The following is a 17,490-nucleotide window of genomic DNA, read 5'->3' as shown; positions in this document are numbered from 1 at the left end:
GGGCGTCCGGCCGCGGCACCGCGGGGGCCGAGGAGCAGCATGAAGAGCGACGAGCCGATCGGCTACCGCCGGTTCCTCACCCCCCTGCCCGTCGCGCTGCTGAGCCTGGCCACGGTGCTGGCCGCCCTGGCGCCCGAGGAGGGCGCGGTCCACTCCCACCTCACCCTCCTCCCGCTGGTCGCGGTCACCGCCGCCTGGACGCTGGCGATGTACACCCTGCGGTCCGGGAAGTGGCGGAGCCGCACCGGCCCGATGCTGACCTACGTGGCGGGCCAGCAGGTGCTGGCCGCCCTGCTGATGACGCAGCACCCGATCTTCTTCGTGTTCGCCGTGATCGGGTTCGTCCAGGCCTACGACCTGCTCCCGCCGCAGTGGGCCCTGGTCAGCGTCGGCGCCACCTCGCTGATCATCAACCTGGTCCCCAGCGGGGTACCGGACAACTCCAAGCGGATCGCCATCGCGGCCGCCTCGGTCTCCCTCCAGACCTGCCTGATCGGCGTGTTCGGCAACCTGGCGCACCGCTTCAACCAGCGCAGCGAGGAACGCCGCCGGCTGGTCGCCGAACTGAAGGCGGCGATCGCGGAGAACAACGGCCTGCACGCCCAACTGCTGATCCAGGCCCGGGAGGCGGGCATCCAGGACGAGCGGCAGCGGATGGCCCACGAGATCCACGACACCATCGCGCAGGGGCTGGCCGGCATCATCACCCAGCTCCAGGCCGCCGACCGGACCAGGCCGCAGCCCGAGCAGCGCGAGTGGCACCTCGAACAGGCCCGGATGCTCGCCAGGGAGAGCCTCACCGCGGCCCGGCGCTCGGTGGCCGCGCTGCGCCCGGCGGAGCTGGAGGAGGCCGCGCACCTGCCGAGCGCCATCCAGGACCTCGCGCGGCGCTGGTCGGCCCGCGAGGACGTCCCGGCCTCGGTGGAGGCCACCGGCGACCCGGTCCCGCTGCTGACGGAGATCGAGATCGCGCTGTTCCGGGTCGCCCAGGAGACCCTCGCCAACATCGCGAAGCACGCCCGTGCCAGTAAGGTCAGGTTGACTATTTCCTACCTGGAGGACACGGTCATGCTGGACGTTCACGACAACGGTGTCGGCTTCACCGTGGCCGACCTGGACGGGCCGCCGCCCGCCGACGGCGACAGCGGCTACGGGCTGGACGGCCTGCGCCGACGGCTCGACCGGGTGCTCGGTACCCTGACCGTGGAGAGCACTCCGGGCACCGGAACCGCCGTCAACGCGAGCGTGCCCGCGATCCGCCGGGGCACCGGGTCATGAGCGAACAGCCTGTCCCCGTCCGGCTGCTGATCGTGGACGACCACCCGATCGTCCGGGACGGCCTGCGCGGCGCGTTCACCAACAGCCCCGAGTTCGAGGTGGTCGGCGAGGCCGGCAACGGCGCCGAGGCGCTGGACCTGGTCGCCGAACTGAAGCCCGACCTGGTGCTGATGGACCTGCGCATGCCGGTGATGGACGGCGTCACCGCGATCCACCGGCTCGGCGAGACCGCGCCCGAGGTGCGGGTGCTGGTGCTGACCACCTTCGACACCGACAACGACGTGCTGCCCGCGATCGAGGCGGGCGCCACCAGCTACCTGCTCAAGGACGCGCCCACCGAGGAGCTGCTGCGGGCGGCCCGGGTGGCGGCGCGGGGCGAGGCGATGCTCTCCCCCACCATCACCAAGCGCCTGATGGACCGGGTGCGGCGGCCCAGCAACGGCATGCTGAGCGCGCGCGAGCTGGAGGTGATGCGGCTGGTCGCCCACGGCTCCTCCAACAAGGAGGTCGCGAGCCGGCTGTTCATCACCGAGGCCAGCGTCAAGACCCACCTGCTGCGGATCTACGACAAGCTCGGGGTGCGCGACCGGGCGGGCGCGGTCGGCGAGGCGTTCCGGCGTGGCCTGGTGACCTGAACCCCTGAGCCCGGCTTCCGGCCGCAACGCCCGGTGCCCGGGCCCGCCGTGACGGCGGGTCCGGGCACCGGGCGTTCTGGTCAGCTCCCCAGCTCGTCGTCGATCAGCGCGAAGATGTCCTCCGCCGTCGCGGACTCCAGGTCGCTGTCGTCCTGCGGCTCCAACGGCCCGTCGTTGTCGCGCAGCCGGTCCAGCAGCAGTTCGAGCCGGGCGCGGACCCCGGCCCGCTCCGCCCCGGCCAGCGCGGCCAGGTCGGCCTCCATCCCGGCCAGCCTGGCCAGCAGGTCCTCGGCCGGGTCGGCCTCGGGCAGCAGGCTCTCCCGCAGGTGGCGGGCGAGCGCGGCCGGGGTCGGGTGGTCGAAGACCAGGGTCGGGGGCAGCCGCAGGCCCGTGGCGGTGTTCAGCCGGTTGCGCAGCTCGACCGAGGTCAGCGAGTCGAAGCCGAGGTCCTTGAACGGCCGGTCGGCCGCCACCGCGTCCGTAGAACCGTGCCCGAGGACCACCGCGGCGTTCCCGGTGACGAGGTCCAGCAGGGTCGCGTCGCGCTGCGCGTCGGCCATCACGGCCAGCCGCTCGGCCAGCGCGGGGCCGTCCGCGCCCCGGTTGTCGGCGGCCCGGCGGACCGTCCCCCGCACCAGCGCGCGCAGCAGGGCGGGCACCGGGTGGGCGGCGGCGCGCAGGACGCCCAGGTCGATCTCGACCGGCACCAGGTGGGACCGGCCCACGCTGCGCGCCCGGTCGAACAGTGTGAGCGCCCTGGCGGTGGACAGCGGCGCGCTGAGACCGCCGGCCCTGGCCTGGTCGGCCTTCCCGAGGTGGCCGGTGAGCTCGCTGGCCTGCTCCCACAGCCCCCAGGCCAGCGACTGGCCGGCCAGGCCGTCGGCCGTCCGCCGGGCGGCCAGGGCGTCCAGGAAGGCGTTCGCCGCGGCGTAGTTGGCCTGCCCGCCGGAGCCGAACGTCGCGGACACCGAGGAGTACAAGACGAACATCGCCAGATCGTGACGGGCGGTCAGTTCGTGCAGGTTGAGCGCGGCGTCCACCTTCGGGCGCAGCACCGTGGCGAGCCGCTCCGGTGTCAGCGAGCCGAACACCCCGTCGTCCAGCACTCCGGCCGCGTGCACCACACCGGTCAGCGGACGGGCGAGGCCGCCGAGCGCCGTGGCCAGCGCCGTACGGTCGGCCGCGTCGCAGGCGACCACCTCGGTCTCGGCTCCCGACTCGGCCAGCGCGGCGACCAGTTCCCGGGCGTCCGGGCTGTCCGCACCGCGCCGGCTCAGCAGCGTCAGGTGCCGCACCCCGTGCCCGGCGACCAGGTGACGGGCCAGCAGCCCGCCCAGCGTGCCGGTGCCGCCGGTGATCAGCACGGTGCCCTCGGGGTCGAGCGGCGCGGGCACGGTGAGCACGTTCTTGCCGACGTGCCGGGCCTGGCTGACGTGCCGGAAGGCGCCGACGGCGTCCCGGACGTCCCAGGCGGTGATCGGCAGCATCCGCAGCGCACCGGCCTCGAACAGCTCGATGACCTCGTGCAGGATGCCGCCCATCCTGGCCGGCCCCGCCTCGCCCAGGTCGAAGGCCCGGTACCGGAGGCCGTCGGGCTGCCGGATGTCGGTCTTGCCCATCTCCAGGAAGCGCCCGCCCTCGGCGAGCAGCCGCAGCGAGGCGTCGGTGAACTCGCCGGCCAGCGAGTTCAGGACGAGGTCCACCCCGCGCCCGCCGGTCGCGGCGCGGAACCGCTCCTCGAAGGCGAGGTCGCGCGAGGAGGAGATGTGCGCGTCGTCGAGGCCGGCGGCACGCAGCACGTCCCACTTGCCGCGGCTGGCCGTGCCGTACACCTCCAGCCCGAAGTGACGGGCCAGTTGGACGGCCGCCATGCCCACACCGCCGGCCGCCGCGTGCACCAGCACCGACTCACCCGGCCGGGCGTCGCCCAGGTCACGCAACCCGAAGTAGGCGGTCGCGAACACCAGGGGCACCGACGAGGCCTGGGCGAACGACCAGCCCTCCGGCACCCTGGCCAGCAGCCGCCGGTCGGTGACGGCCCGGTCGGCCGCGCCGCCCGCGAAGAAGCCGAACACCCGCTCGCCGACGGCCAGGTCGGTCACCCCGGCGCCGACCTCCAGCACGAGGCCGGCGGCCTCGGAGCCCATCGCGGCCGTCCGGTCCGGGTACATGCCCAGACCGATCAGCACATCGCGGAAGTTGAGGCCCGCCGAGCGCACCGCGACCCGCACCTCGCCGGCCTTCAGCGGCGCGTCGGCGTCCGGCGCGGGCACCAGCGCCACGTCCTCCAGTCCGGCGCCGCGGCCCGCGATGCCGAGCCGCCAGGCGCCCGCCGTCTCCGGTGGGGTCAGCCGGGCGACGGTGGCCTCCAGGACCAGCCGCGGCACCCGTACGTCGCCACCGCGGACGGCGAGTTGGGGCTCCTCGCCGCCGGCCAGCGCGGGCCAGCCGGCCCAGGGGTCGGCCTGGCCGCCCTCGGCCTCGACGTCCACCAGCACGATGCGGTCCGGGTTCTCGGTCTGCGCCGAGCGGACCAGGCCCCACACCGCGGCTCCGGCCGGGTCACCGCCGGTGCCGGCCGCCGTCGCCCCGCGGGTCAGCACCACCAGCCGGGAGTCGGCGAACCGCTCCTCGGCCAGCCAGGCCCGCACCTCGCCGAGCACCCGGGCGGTCGCCCGGTGGACGGCGGTGGCGGCGAACTCCCCGCCGGTGTCCGCGGCCAGGACGGTCACCGGCGGTACGTCCGCTCCCCCGTCCAGGTCGGCGAGCAGCGCCGCCAGGTCGGCGTGGCGGTGGCCCGCCCCGCCCTCGGGGGCCGCCCCGACCACCGCCCAGGCGGTCAGGTCGGGCTCCGCCGCACCGGCCGCCGCCGGGGGAAGCGGCCGCCAGTCCACCGCGAACAGCGCGTCCGGTCCTGCGGGGGCGGTGGCGCCCAGCGCCTCCGGGGACACCTCGCGCATCACCAGCGAGCCGACCGTGGCCACCGGGCGCCCGGTGCCGTCGGCCAGGCGCAGCGCGACACCGTCGGCGGTCCTGGTGATCCGGGCCCGCAGCACGGAGGCGCCCACCGCGTCCACCCGGACGCCGGTCCAGGCGAACGGCAGGGCGGTGCCCCCGGTCCCGGACCCGCCCGCGAAGCCGACCGCGTGCAGCGCCGCGTCCAGCAGCGCCGGGTGCAGGCCGAAGCCGGCCGCGTCCTCGGCGGCCTCCTCGGGCAGCGCGACCTCGGCGTACACCGCGTCCTCGGCCCGCCAGGCGGCGCGCAGCCCCTGGAACACCGGGCCGTAGCCGTAGCCGCTGCCGGCCAGCGTGTCGTAGAAGCCGTCCAGCGGCACCGGCTCGGCGGCCGGCGGTGGCCAGGCCGTCAGGTCGAAGGGCTCGGCCTCGGCGGCCCCGGTCAGCAGGCCGGTGGCGTGGCAGGTCCAGGGGGCCCGGTCGCCGGTCCTGGCGTGGATCTCCACCCGGCAGTCGTCGCCCTCGCCGGGGGCGGCCACCCTGACCTGGACCTGCGCCTCGCCCCGCTCGGGGAGCGTCAGCGGCGACTGCACCACCAGCTCGTCGAGCACCGTCCGGCCGACCTGCTCGCCGGCCCGCAGCGCCAGCTCGACCAGCGCGGTGCCGGGCACGACCGGCCGGCCGAGCACGGTGTGGTCGGCCAGCCACGGGTGGCTCGCCGTGGACAGCCGGCCGGTCAGCACCGCGCCGCCGTCCCCGGCCAGGGCCAGCACGGCGCCCAGCAGCGGGTGCCCGGCGGGGGCCTGGCCGAGGGCCGCCACGTCGCCTGCGGCGGCGACCGGGCGCGGCCAGTAGCGCTCGCGCTGGAAGGCGTAGGTGGGCAGGTCGGCGTGCGGTCCGGCCGGCAGAGTTGCCGCCCAGTCGACCTCGGCGCCGGCCGTCCAGAGCCGGCCGAGACCGTGCCAGAACGTCTGCGCCTGTTCCCGGCCGGCCCGCTGGAGCGGGGCGAACACGGCGTCGGGGAGGGTCTGCTGGGCCAGGCCGCAGAGCACGCCGTCCGGGCCCAGCTCCAGGAAGCGGGTGGCGCCGTGCTCGCCCAGCCAGGCGACGTCGTCGGCGAACCGAACGGCCGCCCTGACCTGGCGCACCCAGTAGCCGGGGTCGGTGAGCAGCCCGGGTTCGGCGATCGTCCCGGTCACGTTGGACAGCAGCGGGATGCGCGGCTCCGCGAAGGCCAGCTTCTCCAGCACCGTCGCGAACTCGGCGAGCATCGGCTCCATCAGGGCCGAGTGGAAGGCGTGCGAGACGCTCAGCCGGCTGGTCCGGCGGCCCTCGGCCTTCCAGTGGGCGGCCAGCTCGTCGACGGCCTCCGCCGGGCCCGAAACCACCACCGAGGAAGGCCCGTTGACGGCGGCGATGTCGGCCCGGTCGCCGATCGCCCCGGCCGCTTCGGCCTCGGTGGCCTGGACGGCGAGCATCGCGCCGCCCTCGGGCAGCGCCTGCATCAGCCGCCCGCGCGCCGCCACCAGCGCGCACGCGTCGGCCAGCGAGAACACCCCCGCGACATGGGCCGCCGCCACCTCGCCGATCGAGTGCCCGAGCAGGAAGTCCGGTACCACGCCCCAGGATTCGAGCAGCCGGTACGAAGCGACCTCGACCGCGAACAGCCCGGCCTGCGCCCACACCGTACGGTCGAGATCCTCGGCGCCCTCGAACACCACGTCCTTCACCGGACGGTCCAGCAACAGGTCCAGCTCGGCGCAGACCGCGTCGAAGGCGTCCGCGAACACCGGGAACGCCCCGTACAGCCCGGCGCCCATCCCCACCCGCTGCGCGCCCTGACCGGTGAACAGGAAGGCCGTACGGCCCTCGGCCACGGCGCCGGAGACCACGCCCGCGCCGGGCTCGCCGGCGGCCAGCGCCGCCAGCTCCCCGGCCTGTTCGGCCCGGTCCGCGCCGAGCACCACCGCGCGGTGCTCCAGGGCCGTCCGGCCGGACAGCGCCCGGGCCACCTCGGCCGGGCCGTCCTCCGGCCGGGCCGTCAGGTGCCCGCCGAGCCGGGCGGCCTGGTCCCGCAGCGCCGCCCGCGTCCGCCCGGACAGCGGCCACGGCGCCGGGCCCGGGGTGGCGCCCGGCCGCTGGGCGGCCGGCGGCTCGCCCTGCTCGACGATGATGTGGGCGTTGGTGCCGCTCATGCCGAACGAGGAGATGCCGGCCCGGCGCGGCCGGCCGGGCTCCGGCCAGGGCCTGGCCCCGGTCAGCAGCTCGACCGCGCCGGTGGACCAGTCGACGTGCGGGGTGGGTTCGTCCACGTGCAGGGTCGGCGGGAGGACGCCGTGGCGCATCGCCATGACCATCTTGATGATCCCGGCGATACCGGCAGCGGCCTGGGTGTGCCCGATGTTGGACTTGATCGAGCCCAGCCACAGCGGGTCGCCGGTGCGGCCCTGCCCGTAGGTGGCCAGCAGGGCCTTGGCCTCGATCGGGTCGCCCAGCCGGGTGCCGGTGCCGTGCGCCTCCACCGCGTCCACGTCGCCCGAGGCGAGTCCCGCGTTGGCCAGGGCCTGCCGGATCACCCGCTCCTGCGAGGGCCCGTTGGGGGCGGTGAGGCCGTTGGAGGCGCCGTCCTGGTTGATCGCGCTGCCGCGCACCAGGCCGAGCACGGGGTGCCCGAGCCGCCGCGCGTCGGACAGCCGCTCCAGCAGCAGGATGCCGACGCCCTCGCCCCAGCCGGTGCCGTCCGCCGCGGCGGCGAAGGCCTTGCACCGCCCGTCGGCGGCCAGGCCCAGCTGGCGGCTGAACTCCACGAAGGCCGACGGCGTCGCCATCACGGTGGTGCCGCCGGCCAGGGCGACGGAGCACTCGCCGCGGCGCAGCGCCTCGGCCGCGGCGTGCAGGGCGACCAGTGAGGAGGAGCAGGCGGTGTCCACCGTCATGGCCGGGCCTTCGAGCCCGAACACGTAGGAGATCCGCCCGGAGAGCACCGCGGCCGCGGTGCCGGTGCCGCGGTGGCCCTCGCTGTCGGACGGTCCGGAGAGCAGCGCCGCGTAGTCCTGGCCGTTGGTGCCGATGTACACGCCCGTCCGGCTGCCGCGCATCGCGCGCGCGTCCAGCCCGGCCCGCTCGAAGGCTTCCCACACCGTCTCCAGCAGCAGCCGCTGCTGCGGGTCCATGGCCAGCGCCTCGCGCGGGGAGATGGCGAACAGCGCCGGGTCGAAGTCGGCGACGCCGGACAGGAAGCCGCCGGCCCAGGCGGCCTCCGCGCCGCCCTCGCCGGCGGGGGCGCCGAGCGACGGCCAGCCGCGGTCGCCGGGCAGCCCGGACACCGCGTCGACGCCGTCGGCGACCAGCCGCCACAGCTGTTCGGGGGTCTCGACGCCGCCCGGGTAGCGGCAGCTCATCGCGACGATCGCGATCGGCTCGTCGACCGCCGTCACCTGTACGGTGTCGGCCGCAGGCCCGGTGCCGAGCAGTTCGCCGCGCAGCTGGACGGCCAGTTCGCGCGGGGTGGGGTGGTCGAAGACCAGCGTGGCGGACAGCCGCAGACCGGTCTCGGCGGCCAGCGCGTTGCGCAGTTCGAGCGCGGTGAGCGAGTCGAAGCCGAGGCCCTTGAACGGCACCTCGGGCGGGACGTCGGCCGCCTCGCGGTGCCCGAGCACGGCCGCCGCGAGCCGCCGGACCAGGTCGAGCAGCAGCCGCTCCTGCTCGGCCGGCGGCAGCGGGGCCAGCTTCCCGGCCAGCGGGGAGGCGCCCTCGGCCGGCTCTGCGGCCGGGGCCTCCAGCGCCCGCGCCACCTCCGGCAGGTCCTCGATCAGCGGGCGGCGGCGGCTGGCGGCGAACGCCGGGGCGAAGCGCTCCCAGCGGACGTCCGCGACCGCGACGCCCGTCTCGCCGCCGTCGACGGCCTCGGCCAGCGCCCGCATCGCGAGGGCCGGGTCGAGCAGGGCGAGGCCCCGGCGGCGCAGGAAGTCCTCCGACTCCCCCTGCACGGCCATGCCCGCCTCCGCCCACGGGCCCCAGGCGACGGCCAGCCCGGGGCGGCCGGCCGCCCGGCGCTGTTCGACCAGGGCCTCCAGGTGGGCGTTGGCCGCGCCGTAGACGGCCTGGGCGCCGGAGCCCCAGGTGGCCGAGATCGAGGAGAACACCACGAACAGGTCCAGCGGCAGGCCGGCGGTCAGCTCGTCGAGGTGCGTCGCGCCGTCGGCCTTGCCGCCGAGCACGGCGGCGATCTCCTCGACGGTGGTGTCCGTCAGCAGGGAGGCCTGGCCGATGCCGGCCGCGTGCACCACGCCGGTCAGCGGCAGGTCGGCCGGGACGGCGGCCAGCACCGCGGCCAGCGCGTCCCGGTCGGCGGCGTCGCAGGCGGCGACCGTGACCCGGGTGCCGAGCCCGGTCAGCTCGGCCACCAGCGCGTCCACGCCCTCGGCGGCGGTGCCGCGCCGGCTGGTCAGCACGACGTGGGGGGTGCCCCGGCGGGCGAGCCAGCGGGCCACCTCGGCGCCGAGCGCGCCGGTGCCGCCGGTCACCAGGACGGTGCCGGCGGGCGGCCCGAGCGGCTCGACGGCGTCCGGACGGGCGGCGCGCGCCAGGCGGCGGACGTACGTACCGGCGCCGCGGACGGCGACCTGGTCCTCGGTGCCGGCCAGCACGGCGGCCAGCCGGGCGGCCGTCCTGGGGTCGGCCGCGGCGTCCGTCCCGGCATCGCCGGCGGGCGGCAGGTCGACCAGTCCGCCCCAGCGCTCCGGCAGCTCCAGGGCGGCGGCCCGGCCGAGGCCCCACAGCTGTGCCGCCCGCGGGTCGGACGGTCCGTCGGAGCGGCCGGTCGAGACGCCGCCGCGGGTGGCCAGCCACAGCGGGGCGCCGATGCCCGCGTCGCCCAGCGCCTGGATCAGCGCGACCGCCGCCTGGACCGGCTCGGGGTGCCGGCCCAGCGCGGCCAGCACTCCGGCCGGGGCGGCGGCGGCCTCGCGCAGCCGGGTGGTCAGGGTGGCCCTGGTGTCCGCGGCACCGGTCTCGACCAGGACCACCTCGGCGCCCGCGGCGGTCAGCAGCCGCTGTGTGTCGGTGTCGCCGGGGGTGGTGACCACCAGCCAGGTGCCGGTGAGCGTCCCGGCCGCGGGCGCGTCGGTGAGCGGCTTCCAGCGGACCCGGTAGCGCCAGGAGTCGATGACGGCCTCGTCCCGGCGGCGGCGCCGGAAGGAGGACAGCGCGGGCAGCACGGCCCGCAGTTCCCCCGGGTCGGCGGCCACGCCGAGCGTGCCGGTCAGCTCGTCCACGTCCTCGCGCTCGACGGCCGCCCAGAACCCGCCCTCGGCGGTGCCTTCCGTGCCCTCGGCCCCGGCGGCGGGCGCGGGGGCGGGCTTGGCCCAGTAGGACTGGTGCTGGAAGGCGTACGTCGGCAGCGCGACGGGGCCGTCGGCCCGGCCGGCGTAGGCCGCCGGCCAGTCGACGGCGGCGCCCGCCGTCCAGAGCGCGCCGACGGCGGTGTGGAAGGCGCGCACGCCGTCGTGGCCGGCGCTGCGCAGCACCGGGGCGAAGGTGCCCTCGGCGCCGGCGCGCAGGGCCATCGCGCAGAGCACGCCGTCGGGGCCGAGTTCGACGAAGCGGGTGACGCCCTGGCCGCTGAGCGCCGCGACGCCGTCGGAGAAGCGGACGGCCTCGCGGACCTGGCGCAGCCAGTAGTCCGGGGTGGTGAGCAGCCCTGGCCCGGCGAGTTCGCCGGTCAGGTTGGAGACGATCGGGATGCGCGGCTCGGCGAAGGTCAACTGCTCCAGGACGGCGGCGAATTCGGCGAGCATCGGCTCCATCAGCGCCGAGTGGAACGCGTGCGAGACGGTCAGCCGCCGGGACTTGCGGCCCTCGGCCTTCCAGCGCGCGGCGAACTCGTCCACCACCTCGGCGGGGCCCGAAACCACCACGGAGGCGGGCCCGTTGACGGCGGCGACGTCCAGCCGGTCACCGATCCCGGTACGCACCTCGGTCTCGGCGGCCTGCACGGCGAGCATCGCGCCGCCGCCCGGCAGCGCCTGCATCAGCCGGCCCCGCGCCGCGACCAGCGCGCACGCGTCGGCCAGCGAGAACACCCCCGCCACATGGGCCGCCGCCACCTCGCCGATCGAGTGCCCGAGCAGAAACTCCGGTGCCACGCCCCAGGATTCGAGCAACCGGAAGGACGCGACCTCGACCGCGAACAGCCCGGCCTGCGCCCACACCGTACGGTCCAGATCCTCCGCGCCCCCGAACACCACGTCCTTCAGCGGCCCGCCCAGGTCGAACCCGGCGCAGACCTCGTCGAAGGCCCCCGCGAACACCGGGAACGCCTCGTACAGGCCCTTGCCCATCCCGACCCGCTGCGCACCCTGCCCGGTGAACAGGAACGCCGTCCGGCCCTCGACCGCCACCCCGGTCACCACGCCCTGGCCGGACCGCCCCTCGGCCAGCGCCGCCAGCGCCCCGCCGAGGGCCTCCGCCGAGTCGCCGAGGACGACCGCGCGGTGCTCCAGCGCGGCCCTGGTCCCGGCGAGGGCGTGCCCGGCGGCCGCCAGGTCGGGCCCGGTCGCCAGGAACTCCCGCAGCCGCTCCGCCTGCCCGCGCAGCCCGTCCGGGGACTTGGCGGACACCGGCCACAGCGTCGCGCCGGTGGCCGCGCCCGGCTGCGGCGCGGGCAGCGGGTCGCCCTGTTCCAGGATGACGTGGGCGTTGGTGCCGCTCACGCCGAAGGAGGAGACGCCCGCACGGCGCGGCCGGTCGGTCTCCGGCCAGGGACGCGCCTCGGTGAGCAGTTCCACCGCCCCCGCCGACCAGTTCACGTGCGGGGACGGCTGCTCCGCGTACAGGGTCCGCGGCAGCAGGCCGTGCCGCATCGCCTGCACCATCTTGATGATCCCGGCGACGCCCGCCGCCGACTGGGTGTGCCCGAGGTTGGACTTGATCGAGCCCAGCCACAGCGGCCGGTCGGCGGGCCGGTCCTGGCCGTACGTCGCCAGCAGCGCCTGGGCCTCGATCGGGTCACCCAGCCGGGTGCCGGTGCCGTGCGCCTCCACCGCGTCCACGTCGCCCGAGGCCAGTCCGGCCGCCGTCAGCGCCTGCCGGATCACCCGGCGCTGCGAGGGGCCGTTGGGGGCGGTCAGACCGTTGGACGCGCCGTCCTGGTTGACCGCGCTGCCGCGCACCACCGCGAGCACCCGGTGCCCGTTGCGGCGGGCGTCGGAGAGCCGCTCCAGCAGCAGCAGGCCGACGCCCTCGCTCCAGCCGGTGCCGTCCGCGCCGGCGCCGAAGGAGCGGCACCGCCCGTCCGAGGCCAGGCCCTGCTGCGCGTTGAAGGCGTGGAAGACGTCCGCGCCGGTCAGGACGGTGACCCCGCCGGCCAGGGCGAGGGTGCACTCGCCGCCGCGCAGCGCCTGGACGGCCAGGTGCAGGGCGACCAGCGAGGAGGAACAGGCCGTGTCCACCGTGACCGCCGGGCCCTCCAGGCCGAACACGTACGAGACGCGGCCGGACAGCACGCTGGTCGCGCCGCCGGCCAGGACGTACCCCTGGTCGGCGTCGGGCGCGCCGATCCCGTAACCGGAGGAGGTCCCGCCGATGAACACCCCGGTCCGGCTGCCGCGCACGCCGTCCGGCGCGATCCCGGCGCGTTCGAACGCCTCCCAGGCGCCCTCCAGCAGCAGCCGCTGCTGCGGGTCCATCGCCAGCGCCTCCCGCGGCGAGATCCCGAAGAACGCGGCGTCGAAGCGGTCGGCGCCGTCCAGGAAGCCGCCCTGGGCGGCGAGTTCGCCGGCGGCGGCGTCCGCGCCGAGCCCGTCCGAGCTCCAGCCGCGCTGGTCGGGGAACGGGGTGATCGCGTCACCGCCCCGTTCGACCAGCCTCCAGAGGTCGTCCGGCGAGGAGACGCCGCCGGGGTATCGGCATGCCATCGACACGATCGCGACGGGTTCGCCGGCCGCGGCGGTCAGTTCCCGGTTCCGGGCGCGAAGCTTCTCCGTCTCCTTGAGGGAAGCTCGCAGCGCTTCGACATAGTCCTGGGTTGAGGCCATCGCAAGCTCCGAACTGCGGTCAGTGATCACGTTCGCCGAGCGCGAGCCGCAGCAGGCTCTCGGCGTCCATCGCGTCGATCGACTCGATGGCGGTCGCGGGTCCCTCGTCCTCGGCGGCGGGCGCGGGTTCCTGCGAGGCGAGCCGCAGCAGCGGCTCCAGCAGGCCGGACTCGCGCAGCCGGGACACCGGAATGGTGAGCAGCAGGCGGCGCAGGTGCTCCGCCTCGTCCCCGTCGAGGGCGTCGTCGCCGAGCAGGTCGGCCGTGATCTGCCCGGCCAGCGCCCGTGGGGTGGGGTGGTCGAAGATCAGCGTGGCGGGCAGCGCCAGGCCGGTGGCCGCGGTGAGCCGGTCGCGCAGCTCGACGGCGGTGAGCGAGTCGAAGCCCAGATCACGGAAGGCCCGGTCGGCGGCGACCGCCCCGGCCGCGCTGTGGCCGAGGACCGCCGCCGCCTGCCGCTGCACGGTCTCCAGCAGCAGGGCGAGAGCCTCCTCGCCGGACAGTCCGGTCAGGCGCTCACGCAGGGCGGTGCCGTCCTGCGGGCCGCCGGTTCCGGCCCCGGCGAGGGCCTGCCGGACCTCGGGGACGTCCTCGATCAGCGGCTGCGGGTGGTACGCGGTGAAGCCGGGCAGGAAGGCCGCCCAGTCGACGTCCGCGACGGTCACGCACACGTCGCCGGCCCGGATCGCGGTGTCCATCGCGTCCAGGGCCAGCTCCGGGGCCATCGCCCGCAGGCCGCGGCGGCGCAGGAACTCCTCGGCGTCGGCGCCGCCGGCCATGCCCTCGCCCGCCCACGGGCCCCAGGCCACGGAGGTGGCCGCCAGCCCGCGGGCCCTGCGGTCGAGGGCGAGCGCGTCCAGCGCGGCGTTCGCCACCGCGTACGCGGACTGCCCGCCGCTGCCCCAGACGCCGGCGATGGAGGAGAAGAGGACGAAGAAGTCGAGCGGGGTGCCGGCCAGCAGCTCGTCCAGGCAGGCCGCGCCGGCGGCCTTGCCGTCCACGACCGCCGTGAACTCGGCGCGCCCGGTGCTGCCGAAGGGGGTCGGGTCGCCGACGCCGGCCGCGTGCACCACTCCGCGCAGCGGGAACTCCGCCGGGACGGCGGCGAGCACCTCGGCCAGGCCGGCGCGGTCGGCGGTGTCGCAGGCGGCGACGGTCACCCGGGCGCCCAGCGCCTCCAGTTCCGCGACCAGTTCGGCGGCGCCGGGCGCGGCCGGGCCGCGGCGGGAGACCAGCACCAGGTGCGGGACGCCCTGCCCGGCCAGCCGGCGGGCGGTCGCGGCGCCGAGCGCTCCGGTGCCGCCGGTGACCAGGACGGTGCCGGTGGTGGGGGCCGCCGGCGCGGCGGCGTCCGGCGGGACGGCCGCCGGGACGAGCCGGCGGGCGAAGGCCCCGGCGGCCCGGACGGCGACCTGGTCCTCGGTACCGGACAGCACCTCGGCCATCCGGTCGCCGAGCACCGGCCCGGCCGGTCCGCAGACGTCCACCAACCCGCCCCACAGGCCCGGCAGTTCGAGCCCGACCACGCGACCGAGGCCCCAGATCGCGGCGTGGCCGGGCCGGACGGCCTCGTCCTCCCGGACGGTCACCGCCCCGGAGGTGACCCACCAGACCGGCGCCCGCAGCTCCCGGGCGGTCAGCGCGTCGATCAGATCCAGGGCCGCCGGGACGGGGTCGGTGTCCGGCTCGGTCGAGGGGAAGGCCAGCACCCCGGCCACCTCGCCGGGTTCGGTCGACGGGTCGGCGATCCGCGCGGTCGTGGTCCGCACCACGGCGGCGCCCGCGCGCGCCACGGCCGCCAGGCAGGCCTCGACGGCCCCGGACCCGGCCTCCCCGTCCGGGAGCACCGCCAGCCAGGTGCCGGTCAGCAGCGGCGGGACGGCCGCGCCGGGCACCGGCTTCCAGCCGATCCGGTAGCGCCAGGCGTCGGAGCGCTCCCCCGCCACCGCGTGCGGCGCCGGGGCGGGCGGCCGCGCCCAGTAGTGCTGCCGGTCGAAGGCGTACCGGGGCAGCAGCAACCGGCGCCCGCCCCAGTCGGCGAAGACGGCCGCCCAGTCCACGACCGTGCCCGCGGCCCAGAGCGTCCCGAGGGCGGCGAGGGCGGTCTCGGCCTCGTCCCGGTCGCGGCGCAGCACCGGCGCGAAGGCGCCCCGGGCCGCGGCCTGCCGGGCCATCCCGGAGAGCACGCCGTCGGGGCCGAGTTCGGCGTAGCGGGTGACGTCCTGTGCCGTCAGCGCCTGGACGCCGTCGGCGAAGCGGACGGCCTCGCGGACCTGCCGCACCCAGTAGTCGGGGGTGGTGAGCAACCCGGGCCCCGCGATCGCTCCGGTCAGGGTGGAGACGATCGGCAGCTGGGGCTCGTGGAAGGTCAACTTCCCGAGCACAGTGGCGAATTCCGCGAGCATCGGCTCCATCAGGGCCGAGTGGAAGGCGTGCGAGACGGTCAGTCTCCGGACGCGTCGGCCCTCGGCCTTCCAGCGCTCGGCGAACTCGTCCACCGCCTCCGCCCGGCCCGAAACCACCACCGAGACAGGCCCGTTGACCGCCGCGACGTCCAGCCGCTCGCCGATCGCCTCGCGAACCTCGGCCTCGCCGGCCTCGACCGCCAGCATCGCGCCGCCCTCGGGCAGCGCCTGCATCAGCCGGCCCCGGGCCGCGACCAGGGCGCACGCGTCGGCCATCGAGAACACCCCGGCGGCGTGGGCGGCCGCGACCTCGCCGATCGAGTGCCCGAGCAGGAAGTCCGGTACCACGCCCCAGGATTCCAGCAACCGGTACGACGCGACCTCGACCGCGAACAGCCCGGCCTGCGCCCACACCGTACGGTCCAGATCCTCCGCGCCCCCGAACACCACGTCCTTCAGCGGCCCGCCCAGGTCGAACCCGGCGCAGACCTCGTCGAAGGCCCCCGCGAACACCGGGAACGCCTCGTACAGGCCCTTGCCCATCCCGGCCCGCTGCGCACCCTGCCCGGTGAACAGGAACGCCGTCCGGCCCTCGTCGGCCGGCTCGCCCGCCACCAGTGCGTCCAGCCCGGCGGTGAGCGCCTCGCGGTCGGCGCCGAGCACCACCGCGCGGTGCTCCATGGCCGTACGGGCGAGCAGCCCGCGGCCGACGTCCACCGGGTCCGCGTCGGGGGCGGCGGCCAGGAAGGCCCGCAGCCGGCGCGCCTGGGCCCGCAGGCCGTCCGCGGTCCGGGCCGACAGCGGCCACGGCACGACGGCCGGGGCGCGGCCGGGACCGGGTTCGGGCAGCGGGTCGCCCTGCTCCAGGACCACGTGGGCGTTGGTGCCGCTCACACCGAAGGAGGAGACGCCCGCACGGCGCGGCCGGTCCAGCTCCGGCCACGGCCGCGCCTCGGTGAGCAGCTCCACCGCCCCCGCCGACCAGTCCACCAGCGGTGTCGGCTCGTCCACGTGCAGGGTGGCGGGCAGCACGCCGTGGCGCATCGCCAGCACCGTCTTGATCACCCCGGAGACACCGGCCGCGGCCTGGGTGTGCCCGAGGTTGGACTTGACCGAGCCGAGCAGCAGCGGACGGCCCTCGGGCCGGCCCTGCCCGTAGGTGGCCAGCAGCGCCTGGGCCTCGATCGGGTCGCCGAGGCTGGTGCCGGTTCCGTGCGCCTCCACCGCGTCCACGTCCGCGGTGGAGAGCCCGGCATCGGCCAGCGCCTCCCGGATCACCCGCTGCTGGGACGGGCCGTTGGGCGCCGTCAGCCCGCTGGAGGCGCCGTCCTGGTTGACCGCGCTGCCCCGCACCACCGCCAGCACCTGGTGGCCGAGCCGCCGGGCGTCGGAGAGCCGCTCCAGCAGCAGCACGCCGGCCCCTTCGCCCCAGCCCATGCCGTCGGCGGCCGCGGCGAACGCCTTGCAGCGGCCGTCCGCGGCCACGCCCTGCCCGGCCAGCGGGCCGAACACGCTGGGCGCGGCCATCACGGTCACGCCGCCGGCCAGGGCCAGGTCGCACTCGCCGCCGCGCAGCGACCGCGCCGCCAGGTGCAGCGTCACCAGCGAGGAGGAGCAGGCCGTGTCGACGGTGACCGCCGGACCTTCCAGCCCGAGGGCGTAGGCGACCCGGCCGGAGACCACGCTGCCCGCGGTGGCGGTGCCCAGGAAGACCTCGCTGCCCTCGTCCCCGCCGGGGAGGTAGTCGTGGTACATCATCCCGGCGAACACCCCGGTCCGGCTGCCGCGCAGCGCGTCCGGGTCCAGCCCGGCGTACTCGAAGGCCTCCCAGCAGGACTCCAGGAACAGCCGCTGCTGGGGGTCCATCACCACGGCCTCGCGCGGCGAGATGCCGAAGAAGCCCGGGTCGAACCAGCCGGCCTCGTGCACGAAGCCGGCCTGCCGGTCGCCGCCCAGGGCCGCGAGGTTCCAGCCGCGGTCGGTGGGCAGGCCGGATCGGCCCTCGCCGCCGGTCGCGACCAGCCGCCACAGCTCCTCCGGGGTGGCGACCCCGCCGGGCAGCCGGCAGGCCATCCCGACGATCGCGATCGGCTCCCTGGCCCTCTCGTGCACCTCCCGCAGCTCCTGACGGGTCTCCTGGAGCGCGGCCGTGGCCTGGCGCAGGTACTTCAGCAGGTCTTCT

3 protein-coding genes and 1 pseudogene are annotated in these 17,490 nt (G+C 76.7%); 2 read left to right on the top strand and 2 right to left on the bottom strand.

The features are described from left to right. Nucleotides 1-39: 39 nt before the first annotated feature. Complete coding sequence (locus tag ACZ7C5_RS27895) at nucleotides 40-1,278, top strand: sensor histidine kinase (protein WP_401085387.1); 1,239 nt, start codon at nucleotides 40-42, stop codon at nucleotides 1,276-1,278. Next, entirely contained in the window at nucleotides 1,275-1,913 is a 639-nt protein-coding gene (locus ACZ7C5_RS27890; RefSeq protein WP_188299918.1) for a response regulator, read from the top strand. Before ACZ7C5_RS27895 ends, ACZ7C5_RS27890 begins: the two co-directional genes overlap by 4 nt. Nucleotides 1,914-1,993: 80 nt before the next feature. On the opposite strand, the gene ACZ7C5_RS27885 is transcribed toward ACZ7C5_RS27890, so the two are convergent. Together ACZ7C5_RS27885 and ACZ7C5_RS27880 are read right to left on the bottom strand one after the other, a co-directional pair. Then, nucleotides 1,994-12,904, bottom strand: a complete 10,911-nt coding sequence (locus ACZ7C5_RS27885) for a type I polyketide synthase (protein WP_470323672.1) — start codon at nucleotides 12,902-12,904, stop codon at nucleotides 1,994-1,996. Between the two features lie 19 nt (nucleotides 12,905-12,923). Beyond that, nucleotides 12,924-17,402: pseudogene (locus ACZ7C5_RS27880) on the bottom strand (type I polyketide synthase); the annotation flags it as partial. Nucleotides 17,403-17,490 lie beyond the last annotated feature (88 nt).

This window comes from Kitasatospora sp. NPDC036993, from assembly GCF_055607525.1.
The sequence above is the reverse complement of the archived record's forward strand: the minus strand, read 5'-3'. Positions and strand labels throughout refer to the sequence as shown.